Annotated in this window: 13 protein-coding genes and 1 pseudogene; 8 read left to right on the top strand and 6 right to left on the bottom strand. The window is 65.4% G+C overall.

The window, feature by feature from the left end; genetic code table 11:
- Positions 1-150: 150 nt before the first annotated feature.
- Positions 151-1,518 carry a hypothetical protein gene (locus RZV17_RS07050; RefSeq protein ID WP_355609235.1) on the bottom strand — a complete coding sequence of 456 codons (1,368 nt, stop codon included), beginning with the start codon at positions 1,516-1,518 and terminating at the stop codon, positions 151-153.
- A gap of 491 nt (positions 1,519-2,009) precedes the next feature.
- On the opposite strand from RZV17_RS07050, the gene RZV17_RS07045 reads away from it, so the two are divergent.
- The 3 genes from RZV17_RS07045 to RZV17_RS07035 all read left to right on the top strand — a co-directional run bounded on the left by RZV17_RS07045 (position 2,010) and on the right by RZV17_RS07035 (position 5,610).
- Positions 2,010-2,684, top strand: coding sequence for a DUF502 domain-containing protein (locus RZV17_RS07045; RefSeq protein ID WP_039409647.1), 675 nt, complete (start codon positions 2,010-2,012; stop codon positions 2,682-2,684).
- A 4-nt stretch (positions 2,685-2,688) separates the two neighbouring features.
- Entirely contained in the window at positions 2,689-3,465 is a 777-nt protein-coding gene (locus RZV17_RS07040) for a queuosine precursor transporter (RefSeq protein ID WP_166743303.1), read from the top strand.
- Positions 3,466-3,660: 195 nt separating this feature from the next.
- Positions 3,661-5,610, top strand: coding sequence for a DUF885 family protein (locus RZV17_RS07035; protein ID WP_355608214.1), 1,950 nt, complete (start codon positions 3,661-3,663; stop codon positions 5,608-5,610).
- Between the two features lie 129 nt (positions 5,611-5,739).
- Here RZV17_RS07035 and mmuM read toward each other — a convergent pair whose 3' ends face one another.
- From mmuM to RZV17_RS07010, 5 genes and pseudogenes are all read right to left on the bottom strand, one after another.
- A complete protein-coding gene (mmuM, locus tag RZV17_RS07030; RefSeq protein ID WP_104581589.1) occupies positions 5,740-6,708 on the bottom strand; it encodes a homocysteine S-methyltransferase in 969 nt (322 codons plus the stop codon).
- Positions 6,705-8,102, bottom strand: a complete 1,398-nt coding sequence (mmuP, locus tag RZV17_RS07025; protein ID WP_355608210.1) for an S-methylmethionine permease — start codon at positions 8,100-8,102, stop codon at positions 6,705-6,707. Before mmuP ends, mmuM begins: the two co-directional genes overlap by 4 nt.
- 308 nt (positions 8,103-8,410) lie before the next feature.
- Positions 8,411-8,637 (bottom strand): annotated as a pseudogene (gene uvrD, locus RZV17_RS07020) (DNA helicase II); the annotation flags it as partial.
- 17 nt (positions 8,638-8,654) lie between these two features.
- Complete coding sequence (locus tag RZV17_RS07015; RefSeq protein ID WP_166750610.1) at positions 8,655-9,080, bottom strand: hypothetical protein; 426 nt, start codon at positions 9,078-9,080, stop codon at positions 8,655-8,657.
- A 56-nt stretch (positions 9,081-9,136) separates the two neighbouring features.
- Complete coding sequence (locus RZV17_RS07010) at positions 9,137-9,829, bottom strand: hypothetical protein (RefSeq protein ID WP_355608207.1); 693 nt, start codon at positions 9,827-9,829, stop codon at positions 9,137-9,139.
- Between the two features lie 590 nt (positions 9,830-10,419).
- Here RZV17_RS07010 and RZV17_RS07005 point away from each other — a divergent pair.
- The 5 genes from RZV17_RS07005 (at position 10,420) to metG (ending at position 18,545) form a co-directional block, all read left to right on the top strand.
- Positions 10,420-10,809, top strand: a complete 390-nt coding sequence (locus RZV17_RS07005; RefSeq protein ID WP_355609232.1) for a VOC family protein — start codon at positions 10,420-10,422, stop codon at positions 10,807-10,809.
- Between the two features lie 140 nt (positions 10,810-10,949).
- Entirely contained in the window at positions 10,950-11,843 is an 894-nt protein-coding gene (locus RZV17_RS07000; RefSeq protein ID WP_355608204.1) for an ABC transporter ATP-binding protein, read from the top strand.
- 12 nt (positions 11,844-11,855) lie between these two features.
- The gene (locus RZV17_RS06995) at positions 11,856-15,452 is read left to right on the top strand and encodes a M1 family aminopeptidase (protein WP_355608201.1); all 3,597 of its coding nucleotides are present in this window, start codon (positions 11,856-11,858) and stop codon (positions 15,450-15,452) included.
- 221 nt (positions 15,453-15,673) lie between these two features.
- On the top strand, positions 15,674-16,123 hold the full coding sequence (locus RZV17_RS06990) for a DUF2147 domain-containing protein (protein WP_047693663.1): 450 nt from the start codon (positions 15,674-15,676) through the stop codon (positions 16,121-16,123).
- Positions 16,124-16,463: 340 nt separating this feature from the next.
- Positions 16,464-18,545 carry a methionine--tRNA ligase gene (gene metG, locus RZV17_RS06985; RefSeq protein ID WP_355608197.1) on the top strand — a complete coding sequence of 694 codons (2,082 nt, stop codon included), beginning with the start codon at positions 16,464-16,466 and terminating at the stop codon, positions 18,543-18,545.
- The last annotated feature ends 252 nt before the right edge of the window (positions 18,546-18,797 follow it).

The raw sequence follows: 18,797 nt of genomic DNA, 5'->3' as shown, positions 1-18,797 counted from the left end.
ACGACTGCGGCGCGCATGCCTCGCAATCCCGTGCTGATCGCACCGGCGCGGCCATGAAGTTCCAGAGGCGCTGCTGACGGACCAGGTCGTGGCCTCACAGGCTCCACTAGCGACCTGAAGGATGCACCACGCCACTGACGCGTCGCGACACTACTGGATCGTAGTGCTCGCGCGCTCGGCAAGCCGGCTGGCCGGCAGTGGCCAGCGATCGTCTCCGGCACCGTCCTCACGTCTGGCATACCGAGCGATAGTCAGATGTTTGCCGTCGCCGCCGGCCTGCAGCGGGCGCATCTGTCCGCGCAGCGCAGGCGGCAGCTCGGCAAGTCGCTGCGCAAGCGGCCGTGTATCGGCCGGGCGATCGCGCAACCACAGCAGGGCTGCCACCGTATGGACTGCCGCGGCAGTGTCCTGCAGCTTGTGCTGATAATTGGCATAGTCCGGACGCGCCGCGCTGACCAACAGACAGCCGGTGGCATTGGCCACGCAGGCCACCGTGGCCGTGTCGGGCGTTGCCACCATGCCGGGCGGCAGCGCCTGATCCTGCGCCAGCAATGCCCGCACCGGGGCGCTGCAGGCCCAAGTAAAGGTCGGTGCCAGCAGCGCCTGGGTGCGCTCGCGGTCCAGTAGCCGTGGTGAGATGCGATCCAGCCAGTCGCGATCGCCATCCTGGACGGACGCGTCCTGCAGCATCGAAAACACCAAGCGCGATTCGCCGTGCAGCGCATTGCACAGCGAAATCTCTTCCATCGCCGCCGGTGCGAACGCCGCGGCGCACTGCGCGGGCAACGGCGCCTGCGCAGGCAGCTCGGCCAGCATGTCCGCAAACAGCTGCGCGTTACCGCGCAGCATCGCCGCGCCGATCATCGTGACCGCCAGGTTGTCGCTGCTACGCAGCAGCACCCGGGCAACCTGCGCGCTGGTGCAGACATCGCTCAAGGCCTGGGTGGTACGCCCCTGGACGAAATCCAGTGCGCTGGCGGTCATCGACAGCGGCATCCGCGGCAGCTCGGGCAAGGTCATATCGGCGCGTGGCGGGAACGGGCTGCGGTAGTCGGTGTAGTTGGCCAATGCCCGCATCCTGCTCAGCATCGGCGCTTGTGCGGCCAGCGCATCGGCATAGGCCTGCGGTTGTTCGCGCACCTGCCGTAAACATCCGCCTGCGCTGGCACTGCACAGGGCTGGCGCGGTGGCTGGCCAGCTTGGCAGGCGCGGATAGTCCGCGACGGCACTGCGAAACTGCGCCTGCCGCGGCAGCCGATTCAGGCGTTCCACGTCCCGGGCCAGCACGGTCTCTCGCTGCGCTTCCGGAACCGCGTAGGACAGCGACCAGAGCGCCGCGAACATATTGGCCCCACGCAACGGCGGCAGCGGTTGACGCAGCTGCGCCAGCGCCTGCCGCTGTGCATCGGGAATGGGCCAACGTTGGGAGACGGCATACAGCGCCGCCACTACCGCAAGCAGGATGCAAACACCGAGCAAGGCGGTCTTGAGGAACTTGGCAAGCATGTGCACATCCATCCCTGGGAAGCTGCGCATCTTAGTGCCATCGGCGCAGCACCGCGACGGGTAGACGAAGACGCGTCCACGTATCGGCATTGCGTTCTTTCAGCAGGCAAAAGCAGCGGCAACCGATTGAACGACACGCACGCGCAATGTCCGGGCAAGGACGGCGGACGCTGGCGACAGCCTGCCGGTTTTCAGGCAGCGGAGTTGGGAAGGCCGGGTTGCGGACATCAGTGGCGGTCGTGCCCTCATCCGGCGCTACGCGCCACCTTCTCCCGGCGGGAGAAGGGAGCGGCCTTTGCCTTTGCCCTTGCCTTGCCGGCGCCACTGACACTGCAACTGCCCCTGCCCCTGCCCCAGCAGTTGCAGTTGCAGTTGCAGTTGCCGCAGCAATTACCGATCGCGGCAGTCCAACAGTGAGTGAGCGCGTTTACAAATCCCGAATGCCCACTCCCCAATCCCGGCCCCACCTCCACCGGACGCGGCCGAATGCCTACACTATGCAGATGTCCGAATCCCCCACTCCGCATTCCCGCCCTTCCCTGCAACGCGTGTTTCTCACCGGGTTGCTGACCTTGCTGCCGGTCTGGCTGACCTGGGTGGTGGTGAAGTTCGTGTTCGCGCTGCTCTCGGGCATCAGCAGCCCGTGGGTGGTGCCGCTGTCCGAGCGTATCGCCGCCTCGTTCCCGGATAACCTGGGCTGGATCAAGGCGCTCTGGGTGCAGAACACCATTGCCCTGATCGCTACGGTGGCGGCGATCCTGTTTGTCGGCATCCTGAGTCGGCGCGTGATCGGCCAGCGTCTGCTGCGCTGGTTCGAGGCGATCATGCGGCGCATCCCGCTGGCCAGCGTGGTCTACGACAGCGCGCGCAAGTTGCTCGACATCCTGCAGACCCAGCCGGGCAGTACCCAACGCGTGGTGCTGATCGACTTCCCGCATCGCGACATGAAGTCGGTCGGCCTGGTCACCCGCGTCATCAAGGAACAGGGCACTGGCCGCGAGCTGGCGGCGGTGTATGTGCCGACCACGCCCAACCCGACCTCCGGCTATCTGGAAATCGTGCCGGTGGAACTGCTCACGCCCACCGACTGGAGCGTGGACCAGGCGATGAGTTTCATCATTTCCGGCGGCGCAGTGGCACCCGAATCGGTTCCCTTCACCCGGACGGCGGACCGCTGAGACCATGACACACACGCGTACCCTCGACGATCGTGCGGTACGCCTGTTCATTGCGCTGGCCGCGTTCTTCTGCGTCAACGCGGCACTGGCCGAGTTCATCGGCGTCAAGATCTTCGCGCTGGAAGACACCCTGGGCATCGCGCCGTTGAACTGGAACCTGTTCGGTCAACGCGGCTCGCTGAGCTTCACCGCCGGCACCTTGTTGTGGCCGGTGGTGTTCATCATGACCGACACCATCAACGAGTTCTTCGGCAGCCGCGGGGTGCGTTTCATCTCGTGGGTGGCGGTGGCGCTGATCGGCTACGGCTTCGTGTTCGCCTTTGCGGCCATCGCACTGGCACCGGCCGGGTGGTGGGTGACCGCGGCGCAGAGCCAGGGCGTGCCGGACTATCAGGCCGCCTTTGCGGCGGTGTTCGGGCAAGGGCTGTGGACCATCGGCGGCTCGCTGGTGGCGTTCCTGGTCGGCCAGTTGATCGACGTGTCGGTGTTCCATCGCATCCGCAAGCTCACCGGCGAACGGCACGTGTGGCTGCGCGCCACCGGCTCCACTGCGGTGTCGCAGCTGGTGGACAGCTTCGTGGTGATCTACATCGCCTTCGTGCTCGGGCCCCAGCACTGGTCGATGGATCAGTTCCTCGCGGTGAGCACGCTCAACTATGTGTACAAGATGGGCTTTGCCGTCCTGCTGATCCCGCTGCTGTATCTGGCGCGCCGCGGCATCGGCGCCTACCTGGGTGCCGAGCGGGCCGAACAGTTGCGCCAGGAAGCCGCGGCCGATTGAGCGGCAAGGCTTGCCGGGTGGCGCGCTTCCCTGGCGCTGCAAGGCATCCGCCGATTGCCGCGCTGCATCATCCGAAGCGGAACCGCGTCCAGCCAGTGCGCCGCATGAATTGCCGATAGGCGGTATGACCGCGATGGGTGGCCGTAACCGTGCGGATCGGGCAAGCTCCCCGCTCGCTTGTTTCCGGAGCCGGTAATGCCCCTCAGCTTTTCCCGCCTGCTGTCGCTGGCCCTCGCCGCCGTGTTGAGCCTGCCAGTGGCAGCGCCCGCCGATGCGGCCAAAAAGAAGACCGCCAAGGCACAGACCACGCAGACGCGCGCGAAGGCGGGCAAAGCCAAGAAGACCACCAAACCCGCGGCCAAGGGCTCCAGGACCGCCAAGGGCAGCAAGGCAGCCAAGGCGCGCCCGCGGCCCGTCGTCGCCCCGGTGGTGCTGACCAAGGCCCAGCAACTCAACCTGCTCTACGACCAGTACTGGGACGCCTCGCTCAAGCTCAACCCGCTGCAGGCCACCTTCCAGGGCGAGAGCCGCTACAACGACCAGTTGCCCAACTTCCTGTCGCCGGCATTCCGTCAGCAGTCGCACGATTTCACCGTGCTGTGGCTGGGCAAGGCCGAGGCGCTTGGGCCGGACGGTCTGAGCGGCCAGGACCTGCTGAGCTATCAGATCTTCGTGCGCGATGCGCGCAGTGCGCTGGCCGCCGAGCAGTTCCCCAGCTGGATGCTGCCGATCAACCAGTTCTACAACATCGCCAGCATCGCCGTGGTGCTGGGCTCGGGCACCGGCGCGCAGCCGTTCAAGACGGTCAAGGATTACGACAACTGGTCGCGGCGTGCGCTGGGCATCCCGGACCTGTTCGACCAGGCCATCACCAACATGCGCGCCGGCATGCAGGCCGGGGTGGTGCAGCCCAAGGTGCTGATGCAGAAAGTGCTGCCGCAGCTGGATGCGATCATTGCGCGCAGTGCCGAAGACAGCCTGTTCTGGGGGCCGATCCGCAACCTGCCGGCCGACATGCCCGAAGCCGACAAGCAGCGCCTCACCGCCGAATACAAGCGGCTGATCGAGGTGCGCATCCTGCCGGCCTACCGCGCGCTGCGCGGCTTCATCGCCACCGAATACCTGCCGGCCTGTCGCGACACCGACGGCCTGGCGGCGCTGCCCAACGGCGCGGCCTGGTACGCCTACGACGTGCGCCAGAGCACCACTTCGGAGCTGAGCCCGGAGCAGATTCACCAGATCGGGCTGGACGAGGTGGCGCGCCTGCAGGGCGAGATCCAGGCGCTGGCCAAGCAGGTCAAGTTCCGCGGCAACCTGCCCAAGTTCTACAAGTTCATGCAGACCGACAGGCGCTTCAGCTCCCGCAGCGAGACCGAGCTGCTGGGGTATTACCGGGGCCTGCAGGGGCGCGTGCAGGGCGCGGTGCCGCGCCTGTTCACCGTCCAGGGCATGCCGGAGCTGGAAGTGCGGGCGGTGGAACCGCAGCGTGCGCAGTCGGCGGCCAGCGGCTCGTACATGCGCCCCAGCGCCAACGGCAGCGCGGGCAGCACGCCGGGCATCTTCTACGTCAACACCTCCGACCTGCCCTCGCGCAAAACCTGGGAAGCGGAGAGCCTGTACCTGCACGAGGCGATCCCCGGCCATCACTACCAGCTGGGCCTGCAGCAGCAACTGACCGACCTGCCCAAGTTCCGCCGCCTGGGCGGCGAGACCGCGTACATCGAAGGCTGGGGGCTGTACGCCGAATCGCTGGGGCGCGAGCTTGGGCTGTATCAGGACCCGTACAACTACTACGGCTACCTGCAGAACGCGTTGTGGCGCTCGATCCGTCTGGTGGCCGATACCGGCTTGCACAGCAAGGGCTGGACCCGCACGCAGGCCATCGACTACATGCTGGACAACTCGGCGATGAGCCGCACCGATGCCGAAGCCGAGGTCGATCGCTACATGGCCATCCCCGGCCAGGCGCTGGCCTACAAGGTGGGCGAGATGAAGATCGCGCAGCTGCGCGAACAGGCCCAACGCGAGCTGGGGCCGCGCTTCGACGTGCGCGCCTTCCACACCGAAGTGCTCAAGGACGGCTCGGTGCCGCTGGAGATCCTGCAGGAGAAGATCCAGCGCTGGATCGCCACCCAGAAGGGCTAAGGCAGACACGCGCGGCATAGTCCTGTCGCGCGCGCCCCGGAACGGGCGTGCCATCGCTCGCCGGCAAACGCGACACGCCTGCCAGATCACCGCGGCGGCGGCCACGGCACACCGCCGCCGTGACCATCGTCAGCCCCGGGCGGTCGCCCGCGCCGCGGCCAGCGTAGCGATGTCGCGCGGCGTGGTGCGGCAACAGCCGCCGATCAGGCGCGCACCGGCGGCCAGCCACTGCGTGTGCTGGTCGGCCAGGCTGCACGCCGGCGCATCGCCAGCGTGCCAGCGCTTGTCGCTGGCGTCGTAGTGTTCGCCGGAGTTGGGGTAGACCACCAACGGCAGCGTGGTCAGCGCCGCCAGGCTCTGCAACGCTGCCGTGACCTGGTCCAGCGCAATGCAGTTGATCCCCACCGCCACCACCTGCGGGCTGGCATCCAATGCCGGCACCACCTGCGCCAACGGCGTGCCATCGCTCAGATGCGCTGCGTCGCGCAGGGTGAACGAGAACCATGCATGCAGCTGCGGAAATTCTTCCAGCACCCGGCGTAAGGCGTCGATCTCGCTGGCCGAAGGCAGGGTCTCGCAGGCCAGCACGTCCACCCCGGCCGCGGCCAGCGCGGCGATGCGCGGACGGTGGAAGTCCATCATTTGGGCCAGCGGCAGCACGTAGTCGCCGCGATATTCCGAGCCATCGGCCAGATAGGCACCGTACGGGCCGACCGACCCTGCCACCCATAACGGCGCGTCCTGCGGTTGCGCCTGCAGATGATCGGCGCGCGCCTGTGCGGCCAGCGCCACGCTGCGCGCGATCAGGGCCTGCGACTGCGCCAGGTCCAGGCCGCGCGCGGCAAAACCCAACGGCGTGGCCTGGTAACTGGCAGTGATGGCGCACTGCGCGCCGGCAGCAAAATAATCGCGGTGCACCTGGTAGATCAGCTCCGGCTGCTCCATCAGCACGCGCGCCGACCACAGCGCATCGTTGAGATCGCAGCCGCGCTTTTCCAGTTCGGTGGCCAGGGCGCCATCCAGCAGGACGACTCCGTCGTGCTGCAAGACCTGGCTGAAAGGCGCATCGGCGCGCGGCTGGCGGGGAAGAATCGTCATGGGTGCAGTCTCCGGGCCGCAAGCCATTGGGTGAATGCGTAGGCGCCATAACACAGCGCGACAAAGGGAATGCCGCAGTACAGCGCGATGCGCTGCTGCGGATCGAACGCCAGCCCGAGGCAGGCCAGCAGACACAGCAAAAAGCCCAGAATCGGCGTCCACGGATACCACGGCGCACGGTAGGCCAGCGTCTCCAGCGCAACCGCATCGCGCAGCAGCTGGCGGCGAAACCGGTAATGCGCAGCGCAGATGCTCAGCCAGACCACCACCACCGCAAAGCCGGAGACCGCCGAAATGGCGACGAACACGGTATCGGCCGCATACACGCCGGTGAGCAGCGCCAGCAAGCCGCCCAGCATGCTCAGCGACACCGCGCGCAAGGGGATGCCGCGGCGTGTCAAACGCGCCAGGCCCGCCGGCAGGGTGCCCTCGTTGGCCAGCGACCACAGCATGCGCGCGGCTGCATACAGGCCGGAATTGGCCGCCGACAGGATCGCGGTGAGGATCACCGCATTCAAGATATCCGCCGCATACGGAATGCCCAGCAATTCGAACGCGCGCACGAACGGGCTTTTTTCCACCGCTGCCTGCCCGGCCGGCAGCAAGGCGGCCAGCACCAGTACCGTGCCCACGAACAACACCACCAGCCGTACCAGCGTGGTGCGGATCGCCAGCGGAATCGCGCGTGCCGGCTGCGCGGTTTCGCCGGCGGCCACGCCGATCAATTCAGTGCCGGAAAACGCGAAGTTCACCGCCACCATCGTCATCAGGACCGGCAAGCTGCCCTGCGGGAACCAGCCGTCGGCGCGCAGATGGCGCAGCCCCGGTGCAGGCGAACCATCGGCCAGCGGCAGCACACCAATCACTGCCGCGCCACCCAGCACGATGAACACCACGATGGTGATCACCTTGATCAACGAAAACCAGAATTCGCCCTCGGCAAACCAGCGCGCCGACACCGTGTTCAAGCCGAAGATCAGCGCGCAGAACAGCAGGCACCACGGCCATGCCGGGCTGTGCGGAAACCAGTACTGCATGCAGAACGCCGCGGCGGTCAGGCTCGATCCCAATGCCACCGTCCAGGTCAGCCAGTACAACCATGCCACCACGTAGCCGGTGGCCGGGCCCAGGTAACGCGCCGCATACACATGGAATGCGCCGGTCTGCGGCATCGCCACTGCCAGTTCGCCCAGGCATTGCATCACCAGGTACACCACCAGCGCGCCGATCAGATACGCGATCACCGTGCCCAGCGCGCCGGTGCTGGCGATGATGTAACCGGTGTTGAAAAACAGCCCGGTACCGATCACCCCGCCCAGCGACAGCATCACCAGATGACGCACCTGCATGCTGCGCTGGAACTGCGGTGCGGTGGTCGGCGACGATTCGGGCATGGGTGCATCTGGACGGGGGGAAGCCGTATCCTGCCACGCGCAGGCAGGCGGGCACAGCCGCGTGCGGACGAGCCGTGAGCCATGCGCTCTGGCTGACTGACGGGCGGCGATGCCGCCAATTGGTGTCCGCAGGCCCTCGACCTGCCGCATCATCACCATCCAGCTGCGCAAACCTCTGCGCGCGGCCGGTCTGCCCACGAACCTTCCAATGCCACAGCACCGTGCATGCGATGACCTTGCTGCGCTCTGCATCGCGGGCACACGCCTGCCCTGTAGGTATGACGCGCCCTTGGCCGTGCCGGGTCCAACTAGGCCTGCACGCGGGCACGCGCGCCGCTGTCTTGGTCGTCGATGACCACGCCGCCGAACCGGGGATGCTGCACGTTGGCGCCGAGCGTGATCGCCGGCGCCTCGATCATGCCGTGCCGCATGCTGCGCGGCGCGCCCAATGAGGCGCTGCGCGAAACCTGCGCACCTTCGGCCGCATGTTGTGCAGCAGTTCGCGCGAGATCTCGCGCAGGAAGCGCGAGGGCAGGACGTTCGCCGTGCCGGTCAGGGATCGAGCCGGCAGTAGGCACCCGGTGTATAGCCAAAGCTCTCGCGCATCGCGTTGCGAAACTCGGCGAACGTGAAGTCGGTCGCCACGCGCATCAACACGCCGGCATAGGCACCGCCGGTTTTGCCGTCGCTGCCGGTGCCCCACTGCACCTGCCAGGTCGCGTAGGTGTTGCCGTCGTGGGTCTGGGCCCGTTGCAGGTCCACACGCAGGCCTTTGACCAGATCCATGCCCACGATCACGCCTTCGCTGTTGGCATAGTCGGCGTGGACTTGGATCACTGTATCGTCGTTGACCTTCGTGCGGCCGATGCCGACATAGTTGGCGATCTTCGCCGTCAGGTAGTCGTCGAGCACATGCTTGCGGATCTTGCTGCTGGCACTGCTGAACGTGCCGGTGCCGTTGTTGGTGTAGGTGGTCATGGAGACAGTCCTCTTGTGTTGGGTGGATGCGCGGATGGGCGGCGGTGCCGGGCCGGTCAGAGTTGGTGCAGGCGTTCGATGAACCCGGCGCGGTCCTCAATGCACTGTTCGGCCGCGATCAGCGGCCTGTCCTGCCAGGTCGCCCTGCCCACGCGCGCGAGAGTTGCCTCGGCATCGCGGATATCGCAGGCAGTCATCACTCCCTCGCTCACGGTCAACCGTGCATAGCGGATCAGTACCCGGTCGTGTGCGGTGTAGACCACCTGGCTGGACGCGGCCGCGGTCAACTGGGCCAGCACGGTCTCGGGCTGCTCAACCAACGCAGGCAAGCGGCCCGATGTCAGCGATTCGATGCGACTGCTGTTGCAGATGCCCGACCAGCCGGCGAACACGCCGTGCTCGGTGAGCAGCGGGACCAGCTGCGGCAGCGAGGCCAGCGAAAAACAGGTATCAACGATCAGCGCCGGCGTGCGGATGCCGATGGCGACCAGATCCGCGATGAAGCGCTGGAACACGGCGACATCGCTGCAGCCGTTGAACTGGGTCGGAGCGCCGTGGTTGTCCACATTGCCGTGGCCGCCGCCGATCCACACCGTGTCGTACTGCAACTGCGGCGTGTCCTGCGCGGTGCGCGGCAAGGCTGCGACGATCGCATCGCGACCGGGCAGCGTGTCGGCCGGGTGCTGGATCACATGTACGCCCTTGGAGATGGATTTGAGATGCGGCGGGTGGAACGCGAGAATGGGCATGGGTAAGTTCCTGGCATGGAAGGACGATGCCCCGGCGGCGCAACGCAAACGCGCACCGATACGACATCGGTGTCCAGCATCGGTTGCGTCGACAGTGCAGCCCATCGGCAAACCCCTGACATCGGCCTGCCAGGCGGAGGATGTTGGCGCTGCATGTCCGTGCTGGCGCCGTGCGCGAGTCAGCCGTGCGGTGGTCCCCGATGTGCACGCGCGAAGCGCTGCGTCAGGCGCACTGCATCACTTCCGCCCGCTGTCGATCGGCCAACCTGCCCAACGGACGCAGACGGCCACAGCCATGCGCAGGCGAGCGGCGAAACAGGGCCTGCGGCTAACGTTCGGGCGGTTATGCTGCCGACTGGTTTCTGCTGGTCCTCTGACATGCCGCGCCATTACCTTCCATCTGCGCAAACATCCGCGCACTGCCTGCTTGCTGTGGGCTTGCCCACAACGCTGCGAATGTCACAGCCCCCTGCGTGCGATGACGCTGCTGCGTCCTGCATCGCGGGCACACGCCTGCCATCTGCATGCCCGGCGCCGCCAAGCGTGCCGGCACTGCCCGGCTGGTCAACGTCAATGCGTCGGAGCGCGGCATGATGCTCGCCGGCATCCACCATGTGGCCATCATTGCTGGCGACTACGCGCGCTCCAAACAGTTCTACTGCGGGATCCTGGGCCTGCGCGTGCTCGACGAGCATTACCGGCAGGCGCGCGATTCGTGGAAGCTGGATCTGGCGCTGCCTGATGGCGGGCAGATCGAGCTGTTCTCGTTCCCCGCTGCCCCGGCACGCCCCAGCCGCCCGGAAGCACAAGGGCTGCGCCACCTGGCGTTTCGCGTCGTAGATCTGGACAGCGCGGTCGCGCATCTCAACGCGCACGGCGTGGCCACCGAGGACATCCGCATCGACGAATACACCGGCCGCCGCTTCACCTTCTTCGCCGACCCGGATGCGTTGCCGCTGGAGTTGTACGAGGTCGATTAGAACCTGCGGACCTCGCAGCCCGGTTGCAGGGTACGGTCACACCCCCTGAATCTGCGCGTCAATGTGGCATGACTTCCGGCGCATGCGGCAATGCGGCAACGCCGTGAAGATCGTCAGTACCCAGGGCAAAGGAACCGTCCATGCTGCAGATACGCGCGTTGTCCAAGACCTACGCCAATGGCGTGCATGCGCTGCAAGGTGTCACGCTCGACATTCCCCCCGGCATGTTCGGGTTGCTCGGCCCCAACGGCGCCGGCAAGTCCTCGCTGATGCGCACGCTCGCCACCCTGCAGGAGCCGGATTCGGGCAGCGTGACGCTGACCGGCGCCGACGGCAGCAGTATCGACGTACTCAAGCAAAAAGACCTATTGCGGCGCCGGCTGGGCTATCTGCCGCAGGATTTCGGCGTGTACCCGAAAGTCAGCGCGCTGGACTTGCTCGATCATTTCGCGGTGCTGAAAGGGCTGACCAACCGTGCACAGCGTAAGGAGGTGGTCGAGCGCCTGTTGCAGCAGGTCAATCTGTGGGATGCGCGCAAGCGCAAGCTAGGCACCTACTCTGGCGGCATGCGCCAGCGCTTCGGTATTGCGCAGGCGCTGTTGGGCAACCCGCAGTTGGTCATCGTCGACGAGCCCACCGCGGGGCTGGATCCGGAAGAGCGCAACCGCTTTTTGAATCTGCTGGCCGAAATCGGCGAGAACGTGGTGGTGATCCTGTCCACCCACATCGTCGAAGACGTCACCGACCTGTGCCCGACGATGGCCATCATGAACAAGGGCCAGGTGTTGCTGACAGGACGGCCGTCCGACGCCATCGACATGCTCAAGCAACAGGTCTGGCGCAAGCAGGTCAGCAAGAGCACCCTGCCCGACTACGAAGCACGCTTCACCGTGTTGTCCACGCGCCTGATCGCCGGCCATCCGGTCATCCACGTGTTCAGTGCGGACTGCCCGGAACCAGGTTTCGAACAGGTCGCTCCCGATCTTGAGGATGTCTATTTCCAGCGCCTGCGCAAGCACGCGTTGGCTGCCTGACGGAGCGCGGCCATGATCCTGGCCTTCCTGCGCTTCGAACTGCGCGAACAACTGCGCTCGCCCTTCCTGTGGCTGCTGGCCGCGCTGTACGCGTTGCTGGCCTTTGCCGCGCTGGTCAGCGATGCGGTGCAGATCGGTGGCGGCATCGGCAATGTGCTGCGCAACGCGCCGACCGTGATCGCCAGCGTGCTGGCGATTTTCAGCCTGCTCGGCCTGCTGGTGGCTGCGCTGTTCGTCAGCAATGCGTTGTTGCGTGATTTCGAACTGGGCACCGCAGAGCTGGTGTTTTCCACGCCGGTGCGTCGCCGCGATTACCTGTGCGGCCGCATCGGCGCGGCGCTGATCGCCGGCACGGTGATGTATCTGGTGATCGCGCTGGGCATGTTCGTAGCGCAATTCATGCCCTGGATCGACCCGGCGCGGCTGGGGCCGGTCTCGCTACTGCCGTACCTGTGGTCGCTGCTGGTGCTGGTGCTGCCCAACCTGCTGTTGACCACCGCGCTGCTGTCGCTGCTGGCGGTCACCACGCGCAGCATCCTGTGGGTCTACATCGGCGTCATCGTGTTTTTCGTGCTGTATGGCGTGAGCCGTGCACTGCTGGCCGATCTGGACAACGTCTGGGTTGCAACCCTGTCCGACCCACTCGGCATCCGCGCACTATCGCAAACGCTGCGCTACTGGTCGGCCGAACAACGCAACCTGCAGTTGCCTCCGTTGGCCGGCTACCTGCTCGCAAATCGCGCGCTGTGGCTGGGCATGAGCGGGCTGCTGTTCGCTGCGACCTTCGCACTGTTCCGCACCGAACGTAGCGACACGCGTGGTCGCCGCGGCACGACGCCTGCGGCATCTTCCAGCGCGCAAACAGCCAGCGTGCGCGTGATCGCCACCGGCCTCACCGTGACGCCCGCCTTCGCGGCCACCACCGCCTTCCGGCAGCTGCTGCGCCAGATCCGTTTCGATACGCTGGGCGTGCTGCGCAGCGCACCGTTCGTGGTGCTGCTCATGATGGGCCTGGCCAACTTCATCCCGACCGCGTTGTTCAATGCGCGCCTTTACGGCACCGCCGTGTTGCCGGTCACTTCGCTGATGCTGCAAGCACTGCAGAACAGCTACAGCTTCCTGCTGATCATCGTGGTGCTGTTCTATGCCGGCGAACTGGTGTGGAAGGAACGCTGCAACCGCATCGACGGCATCACCGATGCCATGCCGGTGCCGGATTGGGTTCCGCTGCTCGGCAAGTTCGTCGCCTTGCTGGCCGTGATCGCCAGCTTCCAGTTCGCTGGCGCGTTGACCTCGATCGTGCTGCAACTCGGCCGTGGCTACACCACGATCGAGCCATTGCTGTATCTCAAGACCCTGGCGCTCGGCTCGGTGCTGTATGTCCTGATGGGTGGCATGGCCCTGGTGCTACAGGTGTTGAGCAACAACAAGTTCGTCGGCTACGCATTGCTGATGCTGGTGTTGATCGGGCAATCGGTATTGTCGCTGCTCGACTACACGCAGAACCTGTACAACTTCGGAAGCTGGCCCAACGCACCGTATTCGGACATGAACGGCTTCGGCCACTTCCTGCCCGGGCAGCTGTGGTTCCAGGCGTATTGGGGCGTGTTCCTGCTGGCCCTGTTGCTGCTGTCCTCGGCGTTCTGGCCGCGTGGCATCGGCCATGGCCTGCGCCAACGTGCGTGCGTGGCGCTGCGGCGCCTGCGCGGCCCCACCGGCGCGGCACTGGCGATCAGCCTGCTCGGCTTTGCAGCAATCGGCGGCTGGCTGTACTGGAACACCAACGTCTACAACAGCTTCCTGTCTCCGGAACAAGAGCTGGACCTGCAAGCACGTTACGAGCGCGAATACCGTAAGTACAAAGACCTGCCGCAGCCGCGCATCATCGCCGTGGACAACCACATCGACCTGCATCCGGAAACGCAGTCGGCCGTGATCGATGCCACCTGGACGGTGCGCAATACCCACAGCGTACCGATCAGCGAGGTGCACGTCGGCATGCAGGGCCGCAGCGGCGACCGTAGCCTGGTGACAGTGGATCTGGGCGGGCAGACGCTGATCACACATGACATTCCGGCCGGCTACCGCATCTATCGATTGCAGCACCCGCTGCAACCTGGCGAAGAGCGCATGTTCCGCTTCCGCGTGGACCAGCACCCGCATGGCCTTACCGCCGCGCAGGCACAGACCGATCTGGTCGCCAACGGCACTTTCTTCAACAGCAGGTCGTTGCCCTGGTTCGGCTACAACACGCAAACCGAGATCACCGACCGCAACGACCGCCGCAAGCGTGGCCTGGGCGAACCGACGCGCATGCCCAAGCTGGAAGACCAGGCTGCCCGCGCCAACACGTATGTCAGCAACGATGCTGACTGGCTGCAGTTCGCCAGCACCATCTGCACTGCCCCGGATCAGATCGCACTGGCGCCAGGCTATCTGCAGAAGGAGTTCCAGCAGGCTGGCAGGCGTTGCTTCCGCTACGTGATGGATCGCCCGATGCTCAACTTCTATGCGTACCTGTCGGCGCGCTGGCAGGTGCGCAAGGCCTACTACAAGAAGATTCCAATCGAGATCTATTACGACCCCAAGCACCCATACAACGTGCAACGCATGATCGAAGGCGTGCAGAAGTCGCTGGCCTATTACGAAGCCAATTTCACCCCTTACCAGCACCATCAGGTGCGCATCATCGAGTTCCCGGGTTATGCGGGGTTTGCGCAGTCGTTCGCCAACACCATTCCTTATTCCGAATCGATTGGCTTCATCGCCGACCTGCGCGACAAGAACGACATCGACTACGTGTTCTACGTCACCGCGCATGAAGTGGCGCACCAATGGTGGGCGCATCAGGTGATCGGTGCGAATGTGCAAGGCGCCACGATGCTGTCCGAATCACTGGCGCAGTACTCGGCGCTGATGGTAATGGAGCGCGAATACGGCCGCGCGCACATGCGCCGCTTCCTCAAGTACGAGCTGGACCGTTACCTGGAAGGACGCAGCGGCGAAACGATCGATGAGCTGCCGTTGTATCGGGTGGAAAACCAGCAGTACATCCACTACCGCAAGGGTTCGCTGGTGTTCTATCGCCTGCGTGAGGAAATCGGCGAGCAGGCGCTCAATCGCGCATTGCAGCGTTTTTTGCAGGCCAAGGCATTTCAGCAGCCGCCTTACACCACCTCCGCCGAGCTGCTGCAGGCCATTCGTGCCGAGGCACGCCCCGATCAGCAGGCAATGATCACCGACCTGTTCGAAAGGATCACCTTCTACGACAACCGCGTGGTGAGCGCGCAGGCCCGCAAGCGCCCGGATGGACGCTTCGATGTGACCGTGCAGGCGCAGGCGGCCAAGATGCAGGCAGATGGCCGCGGCAAGGAACATGCGGTGCCGATGGACGACTGGATCGAAGTGGCGATCTACGGCCTGCCCTCTGGCAAGAACGCTACGGCGCCACTGCTGGCGCTGCAACGCCAGCACATCACCAGCGCAACGCCCAGCTTCACCTTGACCGTCGACGCCCTGCCCATCGAAGCCGGGTTCGACCCCGACAACAAGCTGATCGACCGGGTGCCGGACGACAACCGCAAACGGATCAGTCTGCTGGCCAACTGACCTGCCGGGTGCAGCAGGCCGTGATGGACGCAGCAACGTGGCGTGGCTGCGGCATCGCCATAGTCGCGCGCGCGTGGTTCGGAACGCCGGGGCAGTGGCGCACCGTGCAGCGGCCGCGCATGAACGCATCTTCCGGGGCGTCTTTCCCACACCATACTCCACGGTATACATTCGCGATCAGGCCGCCGACGGCGGCCCTAGCAATCCCTGGGAGGGGACATATGCGCAAGACCTTCAAGACCCTGCTGGTGGCCCTGCCGCTGGCCGCCGCCTCGCTGCTGGCCCAGGCCTCCGACTCGCCGGTCGGTCGCTGGAAGACCATCGACGATGAAACCGGCAAGCCCAAGTCGGTGGTGCAGATCGAACAGGCCGCCAACGGCACCCTCAGCGGCAAAGTCGTCGAGATCCTGCAGTCGGCCAAGGGCCCGAACCCGCTTTGCGACAAGTGCGAGGGCGAGCGCAAGGGCAAGCCGATCAAGGGCATGACCATCCTGTGGGGCCTCAAGGCCGACGGCACCGCCGTGTGGGACGGCGGTTCGGTGCTCGATCCGGCCAAGGGCAAGACCTACAAGGCCAAGATCACCCTGACCGAAGGCGGCAAGAAGCTGCAGATGCGCGGCTATGTGGGCATCGAAGCGCTGGGCCGCACGCAGACCTGGGTGCGTGAGTAGCCGGGAATCGGGAATCGGGAATCGGGAATCGGGAATCGTAAAAGCGGGCGCCCTTCGGGGCGCCTTTTTTTGTGCTCGTCGATCTGTGCGGCGCGATGTGGCAGGCGACCATTGCCTCTCAAGGCACTCCGTCGATGAGCAACCGGTTGCCCAAAACGAAGCCCGTCCCCCATACCCAATCAGGAACTTCTCCCCGAACGCTTCACGCCTCAACAGAACTGGCGACCTGATCCTACCTTTCCCGATTCCCGATTCCCGATTCCCGATTCCCGACTCCCGATTCCCGAATCTCCATTCCCGACTAGTGCGATAATCGCGTGTCCCCCGCATTACGCCTGCCATGACCCGCACCGCACTCGTCACCACTGCCCTGCCGTATGCCAACGGCCCGCTGCATCTTGGCCATCTGGTCGGCTATATCCAGGCCGATATCTGGGTGCGCGCGCGCCGCCTGCGCGGCGACAAGACCTGGTTCGTCTGCGCCGACGACACCCATGGCACGCCGATCATGCTGGCCGCCGAGAAGGCCGGGGTGACCCCGGAAGCCTTCATCGCCAGCGTCCAGGCCAGCCATGAGCGCGATTTCGCCGCGTTTGGGGTGACCTTCGACCATTACGACTCGACCAATTCGCCGGTCAATCGCGAGCTGACCGAGGCCTTCTACACCAGGCTCGAGGCCGCCGGCCATATCAGCCGCCGCTCGGTGGCGCAGTTCTACGACCCGGCCAAGGGCATGTTCCTGCCGGACCGCTACATCAAGGGCATCTGCCCCAATTGCGGCAGCGCCGACCAGTATGGCGACAACTGCGAAGTCTGCGGCGCCACCTATGCGCCGACCGAGCTGAAAGAGCCCAAGTCGGTGATTTCCGGCGCCACGCCGGAGCTGCGTGATTCGGAGCATTTCTTCTTCGAAGTGGGCCATTTTGACGGCTTCCTGCGGGAGTGGCTGGCCGGCGACGTGGCACTGCCCGGCGTCAAGGCCAAGCTCAAGGAATGGCTGGACACCGAAGGCGGCCTGCGCGCCTGGGACATCTCGCGCGATGCGCCGTATTTCGGCTTCCAGATCCCCGGCCAGCCGGGCAAGTATTTCTACGTGTGGCTGGATGCGCCGATCGGGTATCTGTGCAGCTTCAAGACGCTGTGCGCGCAGATGGGCGAAGACTTCGAATCGCATCTGGTGGCCGGCACGCAGACCGAGCTGCATCACTTCATCGGCAAGGACATCGTCAATTTCCACGGCCTGTTCTGGCCGGCGGTGCTGCACGGCACCGGCCACCGCGCGCCCACGCGCCTGCACGTCAACGGCTATCTCACCGTGGACGGCGCCAAGATGTCCAAGTCGCGCGGCACCTTCGTGATGGCGCGGACGTTCCTGGATGTCGGCCTGGAGCCGGAGGCGCTGCGTTATTACTTCGCGGCCAAATCCTCCGGCGGGGTGGACGACCTGGATCTCAACCTGGGCGATTTCATCGCGCGGGTGAATGCGGACCTGGTCGGCAAGTTCGTCAATCTGGCCAGCCGCTGCGCCGGCTTCATCGGCAAGCGCTTCGACGGCAAGCTGGCCGAGGCGCTGCCCGATGCCGCGCAATACGAACGTTTCGTCGCGGCGTTGGCACCGATTCGCGAGGCCTACGAACGCAACGATGCGGCCAGCGCAATCCGCCAGACCATGGCGTTGGCCGACGAGGCCAACAAGTACATCGACGACACCAAGCCGTGGGTCATTGCCAAGCAGGACGGTGCGGATGCGCAGTTGCAGTCGGTGTGCACGCAGGGCCTGAACCTGTTCCGCATCCTGGTGGCTGCGCTCAAGCCGATCCTGCCGCGCACCTGCGCCGAAGCCGAAGCGTTTCTGTCTGCGCCGATGACCAGCTGGGAAGACGTCGAGCGCCCGCTGACGGCGCATACGATCCAGCCCTACACCGCCCTGTTCACCCGTATCGACCCCAAACTGATCGACGCCATGACCGACGCTTCCAAAGACACCCTCGCCGCACCTGCTGTACCCGCTGCAACCGCCAAGCCGGCATCAACCAAGGCCGACGCAAAGCCCGCCGCTGCGAATCCCGAATCCCCAATCCCCAATCCCGGCCTCATCGGTATCGACGATTTCGCCAAGCTCGACCTGCGCATCGGCAAGGTGCTGGTCTGCGAATTCGTGGAAGGCTCGGACAAGCTGCTGCGCTTCGAACTGGATGCCGGCGAGCTGGGCAAGCGCCAGATCTTCTCGGGCATCCGCGGCAGCTACGGCGAACCGGAAACGCTGGTCGGCCGCAGCGTGGTGTTCATCGCCAACCTGGCCCCACGCAAGATGCGCTTCGGCATCAGCGAAGGCATGATCCTGTCGGCCGGCTTCGACGGCGGCGCACTGGCGCTGCTGGATGCCGATGATGGCGCGCAGCCGGGTATGCCGGTGCGGTGAAGCGGGATTGGGAATTGGAGATTGGGGATTCGTAGAAGCGACACCTGATTTGGTCTGCGAGACATGCCGGTGAATCTCCAGGATCTGACCACTGAGAGATTTCAACGGCGAGTGCCGAACCCGTCTCCACACGTCCCGGGTTGAAAGCCCCTCTCCCGCCGGGAGAGCGGTTGGGGTGAGGGTACGGTGCGAAGCCCTGACGTCTTGCCAGACTGCACGTGGCTTCGCCCGTACCCTCATCCGCCCCTGCGG

This window comes from Xanthomonas cannabis (assembly GCF_040616535.1).
GTDB classification, from domain to species: domain Bacteria; phylum Pseudomonadota; class Gammaproteobacteria; order Xanthomonadales; family Xanthomonadaceae; genus Xanthomonas; species Xanthomonas cannabis.
Note: the sequence above shows the minus strand (reverse complement) of the source record. Positions and strands in the feature narration are given on the sequence as shown.

Coding starts and splice junctions, on each gene's coding strand:
- RZV17_RS07005 (WP_355609232.1), top strand. CDS start 10,420: ATGATGCTCGCCGGCATCCACCATGTGGCCATCATTGCTGGCGACTAC.
- RZV17_RS07045 (WP_039409647.1), top strand. CDS start 2,010: ATGTCCGAATCCCCCACTCCGCATTCCCGCCCTTCCCTGCAACGCGTG.
- mmuM (WP_104581589.1), bottom strand. CDS start 6,708: ATGACGATTCTTCCCCGCCAGCCGCGCGCCGATGCGCCTTTCAGCCAG.
- RZV17_RS07035 (WP_355608214.1), top strand. CDS start 3,661: ATGCCCCTCAGCTTTTCCCGCCTGCTGTCGCTGGCCCTCGCCGCCGTG.
- RZV17_RS07015 (WP_166750610.1), bottom strand. CDS start 9,080: ATGACCACCTACACCAACAACGGCACCGGCACGTTCAGCAGTGCCAGC.
- metG (WP_355608197.1), top strand. CDS start 16,464: ATGACCCGCACCGCACTCGTCACCACTGCCCTGCCGTATGCCAACGGC.
- RZV17_RS07000 (WP_355608204.1), top strand. CDS start 10,950: ATGCTGCAGATACGCGCGTTGTCCAAGACCTACGCCAATGGCGTGCAT.
- RZV17_RS07050 (WP_355609235.1), bottom strand. CDS start 1,518: ATGGATGTGCACATGCTTGCCAAGTTCCTCAAGACCGCCTTGCTCGGT.
- RZV17_RS06995 (WP_355608201.1), top strand. CDS start 11,856: ATGATCCTGGCCTTCCTGCGCTTCGAACTGCGCGAACAACTGCGCTCG.
- RZV17_RS06990 (WP_047693663.1), top strand. CDS start 15,674: ATGCGCAAGACCTTCAAGACCCTGCTGGTGGCCCTGCCGCTGGCCGCC.
- RZV17_RS07040 (WP_166743303.1), top strand. CDS start 2,689: ATGACACACACGCGTACCCTCGACGATCGTGCGGTACGCCTGTTCATT.
- RZV17_RS07010 (WP_355608207.1), bottom strand. CDS start 9,829: ATGCCCATTCTCGCGTTCCACCCGCCGCATCTCAAATCCATCTCCAAG.
- mmuP (WP_355608210.1), bottom strand. CDS start 8,102: ATGCCCGAATCGTCGCCGACCACCGCACCGCAGTTCCAGCGCAGCATG.